The 5,206-nt window shown below is 47.7% G+C and carries 8 protein-coding genes; 4 read left to right on the forward strand and 4 right to left on the reverse strand.

Features of this window, described 5'->3' with window-relative positions; genetic code table 11:
- Positions 1 to 551: 551 nt before the first annotated feature.
- From D1841_RS16180 to D1841_RS16195, 4 genes are read right to left on the reverse strand one after another with little or no spacing between them, the layout of a single operon-like run.
- Positions 552 to 995, reverse strand: a complete 444-nt coding sequence (locus D1841_RS16180) for a hypothetical protein (RefSeq protein WP_016304742.1) — start codon at positions 993 to 995, stop codon at positions 552 to 554.
- Between the two features lie 27 nt (positions 996 to 1,022).
- Positions 1,023 to 1,571, reverse strand: coding sequence for an SMI1/KNR4 family protein (locus D1841_RS16185; protein ID WP_016304741.1), 549 nt, complete (start codon positions 1,569 to 1,571; stop codon positions 1,023 to 1,025).
- A 35-nt stretch (positions 1,572 to 1,606) separates the two neighbouring features.
- The gene (locus tag D1841_RS16190; protein WP_120408066.1) at positions 1,607 to 2,407 is read right to left on the reverse strand and encodes a helix-turn-helix domain-containing protein; all 801 of its coding nucleotides are present in this window, start codon (positions 2,405 to 2,407) and stop codon (positions 1,607 to 1,609) included.
- 36 nt (positions 2,408 to 2,443) lie between these two features.
- Positions 2,444 to 3,163: an MBL fold metallo-hydrolase gene (locus D1841_RS16195; protein ID WP_016304739.1), complete on the reverse strand. Its 720-nt coding sequence runs from the start codon at positions 3,161 to 3,163 to the stop codon at positions 2,444 to 2,446.
- Positions 3,164 to 3,408: 245 nt separating this feature from the next.
- On the opposite strand from D1841_RS16195, the gene D1841_RS19550 reads away from it, so the two are divergent.
- From D1841_RS19550 to mobV, 4 genes are all read left to right on the forward strand, one after another.
- The gene (locus D1841_RS19550) at positions 3,409 to 3,537 is read left to right on the forward strand and encodes a hypothetical protein (protein ID WP_256377095.1); all 129 of its coding nucleotides are present in this window, start codon (positions 3,409 to 3,411) and stop codon (positions 3,535 to 3,537) included.
- Entirely contained in the window at positions 3,534 to 3,947 is a 414-nt protein-coding gene (locus D1841_RS16205; RefSeq protein ID WP_160644648.1) for a cysteine-rich VLP domain-containing protein, read from the forward strand. The genes D1841_RS19550 and D1841_RS16205 overlap by 4 nt, the downstream gene beginning before the upstream one ends.
- 111 nt (positions 3,948 to 4,058) lie before the next feature.
- Positions 4,059 to 4,454, forward strand: coding sequence for a replication initiator protein A (locus D1841_RS16210; protein ID WP_160203196.1), 396 nt, complete (start codon positions 4,059 to 4,061; stop codon positions 4,452 to 4,454).
- 173 nt (positions 4,455 to 4,627) lie between these two features.
- Positions 4,628 to 5,206: MobV family relaxase (mobV, locus tag D1841_RS16220; protein ID WP_207710194.1), on the forward strand; the 579-nt coding region annotated here is incomplete at its 3' end.

Below are 5,206 nucleotides of genomic sequence, written 5' to 3' on the forward strand. Positions count from 1 at the left end.
AAACGGGCTGCTGACAACAAACAGGCGCTATGCTCCCGGCAAGGGGCATAGCGCCTGTTTGTTGTGGGGGTATCCAAAGGGGGCAACGCCCCATTTGGCACACGACTTTGCGAAGCAAAGTGTAGTGTGTTATACGCTCTGTCGGCGTTGCCGTGAAAATGCCGTTGCCGCCGGGGAGGGCAAGGGCATTTGAAGCGGCAGGAAAACAGGGCTTTGTTTGGGGCTGGGAAGCCGGAAACAAAGGGCTGGTTTCAGCAGCAGACAGGGCGTATATGAAAGCCCTCGTCCACCGTCCTCAGCCTATGGGACAAAATGTCCCAAACCTTTAGACACCGTGACTATATGTGTGGCCACACTCATTTATTTTAGTGGTCGTTCTTTTCTCAAAATTGAAATGGGCGGGAAGCCATTTTAGGGCTTTCCCGCCTTGATTGCCCATCAGCAAAGGCAGGCGGGGCTGTCAACGGCGGCGCATTTGTGCGCCGTTCATCTTGACCGTTGACTGGCTCGGCTGCCTTTGCTATCTCCCCCGATAAACTGAAAGTTTTAGATTAGTCCCACACGATTTCCAAACAATCGAAGTTATCTGGAATTGGTGGTACGCACGAATAAGTATTTAATTCAAATGCCTCTATTGTAATTACTCCATCAGAGCATAGCCATTCGCAATTTACTAATTTTTCTAATTCCGCAGGCAAAATGGTTGTGCAAATCACGATTGTATCTCCTGCAAGAACTAATTCTTCTTTCCCATTGTTTTCTACGATTTCTGTATCATCGTGGAGAGCAACACGCACCCATGCTATGTCAGGCATTAACTCAATCTTTTGTAGCATATTTCGTATTTCAGAAAGCGTTGGACGGCCAAATTCCCATTGGTTCGGAGCAATGGAATCCTCCTCTGTGTTTCCATCGAAAAATTCATCAAGCGTTAGTAATGGCAAGCGTTCTTCATTTTCTTCCAATATTTTTTTGAATGTATTCAACTCTATCATAGTCACAATTCTCCTCGCAAATCAGAATTAGTTGATTTTATCCTCTCCCCGGATTTTCTTGTTTTTCCGTTCTTCTAACTCCGCAATTTGGTTCATCAAGCAATCTGAAAAAGTCCCCTCAATCGGTGTAGCTTCTCCTGTTGTGTAGTAGTCAAGAAGGACTATGTTATTATTCTTGTCAAAACAAAATATTTCATCACCATTCCCTATAATGGACAAGAATGGGATAAAATCAGTAAAACCTTCATCGTGTAGTTCTTTCGTTTTTTCACGAATATCCAAAAAATCGGGTATTCCATTGGCAATTCCATAGACTATAATTCCTCGACAGAATGACCAAAATGGGCCTATGTCATATTGTTTCGCTTGTGGCCATATTTCTTCTCGAACCTCCATATAAAGCCCACCTAATGGGGACATAGTGAACTCTCTAAAATCAGCAGGAAGATTTATCCCATACTGATTTTCAAAATCCTTTATATCCTGCTCCGATGGCTCATTTCCCATACAAGCTACAACCTGATAAGTCTGCTTATCATAATTATGGAAATAATCATAAACTTTTTCCAATGACATAATATACCTCCTACAAAATGCGATTTTTTATTTTCTTACTTCCGTCCCCGCTGTGGGGTTGGTTTTTTCAGCAAGTCCGACTTCTGTGCAATCTTTTTCAGCCACTTCTTTTCTTCCCCGGACAGCTTCTTAAAGTTCAGCCGCAACCGTTTGCAGATAAACGCCAAAGACGCTTGCTCCGGGTCACTGTCTGGGTTGGTAATTTCGGTAGCGGCTTCCAATAATCCTTTCAGCGGGTTATCCTCCGGGACGCTGAAAAAATCCTCCCTGTGGGCTTCCCGCAGGCCGGCGGCTATCTCGTCTATGTCCTGCTGGATTATGTAACGGCAAAAGCTGTCATCATCAATATGGGCAGCGATAAGCTGTCTTAACTGCGGGTCGGTCAAGCCGGGATTGTGCTGTTTCATAATCATTGCGCTCATAGCGTCCACAATGGCGTTTGCGCTCTGTACCTGCTTCACCGCCGTTCCGTTCACATAGATTTCAAGGTCGGCCATCAGCTTGATAAAATCCGGGTGCGCCGCCAATTCGCACAGCAGAGCATTGTCCACCTGCCCGCTTTTCAGCAGGTCAATCATTCCGTCACTCAAACGCAGGTCTGCAAGATCAGCGTTTGGGTGACGCTTCATTTCAGACAGCCCCAGCAGATAGTCGGTGGTCACGCCGTAAAACTTCGCCAGCTTGATAAGAGCATAGTGGCTGATGTCCTTAAAATCGTCCGCTTCATAACTGCCCAACGCAGACTTGGAGAGATTCGTCTGCTCTGCAAGCTGTTCCAGCGTCAAGCCACGCTGCACACGCAGGTCTTTCAAGCGTTCTTGAATGGATAAAGACATTTTCTCGCCCTCCTTGTCTGTTCGATAAATCGGAAGTTAGTGAATCGGTAATAATTCCATATTTTTTGCCCGCTTTAGATTTATTTTAAGGTCGTCATATCCAAACGGCTTGCCATGTCCCGGATATATTAGATTTGGTCTAAGTGCGATGATTGTTTCCCAAGATTTTAGGAAATCCGTTTTATCCTCCGCCCAAATAGTTATTCTGTGTAAACTTGGCAATCCGTTCATAGCAGCGTCGCCGCAGAATAGAGAACCGTCATTAGTTAAAAGAGATATGGAATCGGCGGTGTGACCGGGAGTATCAATGATTTTTCCTTGCAATAAAAGTTCCACTTGCTTACGGTTTTGTTCGGTCACTTGAATACATCTACATGAATATTCTTGCGTTATTGGAGGAAACAAATGCTTGCCCTTGCCAACAAATTTCATTAAGAAACAAAAGAGCAAGGCAATCTTGGTTGTGCAACCGCCATGAAAAGAGTTTTGCCCTTTATATAATCTTTCTAACGCCTTGTCACTCATAACGATTTGAATGTCAGAGCATTCCGAGAGTATTTCATTCAAATAGCCTGCATGGTCATCGTGAGCGTGTGTCAGAAAAATATATCGTATCTGTTGAGGGGCTATTTGCATCTTTGCCAGTTGCTTTTTGAAATGTGCAAATCCTCTTTCATACCCTGTATCAATCAGTACATAGCCGTTGTCAATAGGATATATCCAATTATTTACTATCCTGCTTCCTGCATTGAGCATAGATGTTCTCTCTTTTCATTTATTTTCATCGGCGTCAACTTTCAATTTACTGTTCTGTATTTTCTCATTATACCACAATTCCGAGAGCGTGGAAATAGCGAGTTTTCCGGGCTGATTTCCTACCTCTTGGATATACGGCACAGGCAATCAAAAAAGTATACACTTGAGATAGTTCATCGATGGACAAGCCTCTTGAAGACTAAATGACCGTCTGAAAAGGAATACCCCGGCTGGGGAAGTGTGCTGTGACCCCGCTTCTGGACACCGTGACCAGAGAGGGTGAGCGTACCAACGCCGGAACACGCCGCAGGAATGGGGCAGGAAGCCTTTTCGGGGAAAACGGCAGCAAGAAGAACAACGGAGGGAGTGCATGAAAGAAAGACCCTATCAACATTTGCCACCGCTGGAACACAGGCCGGACAGCTTCCCCTACCGCATGACCCCGGCGCAGAGGAAGCGGGCCAGCAGCCTGATCCGCCGGGAGTGCTGCAACTGTGGTGGTGGAAACTGCTTTGCGCTGGACGATGGCGACACCTGCACCTGTCCGCAGATGATTACATTCTCCGTCTGCTGCAAGTGGTTCCGCTGGGCGGTCTTGCCGCTGGATAGGACGCTGGAAGCGGAGATTTACCGTGACTGTGCTTTGAAACGCTGCTCGGTCTGCAGAAAGCCCTATGTGCCAAAATCCAACCGGGGCAAATACTGCCCGAACTGCGCCGCCAGAGTACACAGGCGGCAGAAAACAGAAAGTGAACGGAAAAGGAGGTCTGCTGTGGACAGTTAAGGCGGAGAAAAACCTTGATTTGCAAGGCTCCGCAAGCCCAAAACCGGGGCGGGCGGTATGTTTTATCGCCCACCCCGGAAAACGGGCTTCTAACCGTCCACAAAACACGCTATGACAAACACGATTTACATTCACCAGCCGGAGAAAGTCATCAGCTTCACCCGGCTCCCCAATTTCCTTTTTGAAGCCCCATCATTCAAGCCCCTGTCCAACGAAGCGAAGGTGCTGTACGCCTTTATCCTGCGGCGGGCGGAGTTATCCCGGAAAAACGGGTGGGCGGACGAATATGGGCGGATTTACCTGTATTACCCCATCTGCGAGGTGGTCGCCCTGCTCCACTGTGGGCGGCAGAAGGCGGTGAATACCCTGCGGGAGTTGCAGTATGCGGGGCTGGTGGAAATACAGAAACAGGGCTGTGGAAAACCCAACCGCATTTACCCAAAATCCTATGAAGCGGTTCCAAACACCGACTTCAAGAAGTCCGGCTGCGGTACGCCGGAGGGCTGAAAACCGTACCCTACAAGTACGAAAATCAATCCTCTTGGAGTACGGAAACCGGACGGTATATAGAAATACAGAGATTAAAACCATTTATTTATATCTATTCCATTCCAATCCTATCAGAGATATTTTCGGTGGGGAAACCCGCCGGAAAGGAATGGAATGGGGAAAGGAGTTCAATGGCACAACACGCAATTTTGCGTTTTGAGAAGCACAAGGGACACCCGGCGGGGCCACTGGAAGCCCACCACGAACGGAAAAAGGAGCAGTACGCCAGCAACCCGGACATTGACACCAGCCGGAGCAGGTACAATTTCCATATCGTCAAGCCGGAGGGGCGCTACTACCATTTCATTCAGAGCCGCATTGAACAGTCTGGGTGCAGAACGAGGAAAGACAGTACACGCTTTGTCGATACGCTGATAACCGCCAGCCCGGAGTTTTTCAAGAAGAAATCCCCGGAGGAAATACAGGCGTTTTTCAAAAGAGCGGCGGACTTCCTCATTGACCGGGTAGGCCGGGAAAATATCGTGTCGGCGGTAGTACACATGGACGAGAAAACGCCCCACCTGCATTTGACCTTTGTTCCGCTGACGAAAGACAACCGCCTGTGCGCCAAAGAAATCATAGGCAACCGGGCCAATCTGACAAAGTGGCAGGACGATTTTCACGCCTATATGTTGGAGAAGTACCCCAGCTTGGAGCGTGGGGAGAGCGCAAGCAAAACGGGAAGAAAGCATATCCCCACCCGGCTTTTC

Source organism: Neglectibacter sp. X4 (assembly GCF_009917365.1).
Taxonomy (GTDB): Bacteria; Bacillota; Clostridia; order Oscillospirales; family Acutalibacteraceae; genus Acutalibacter.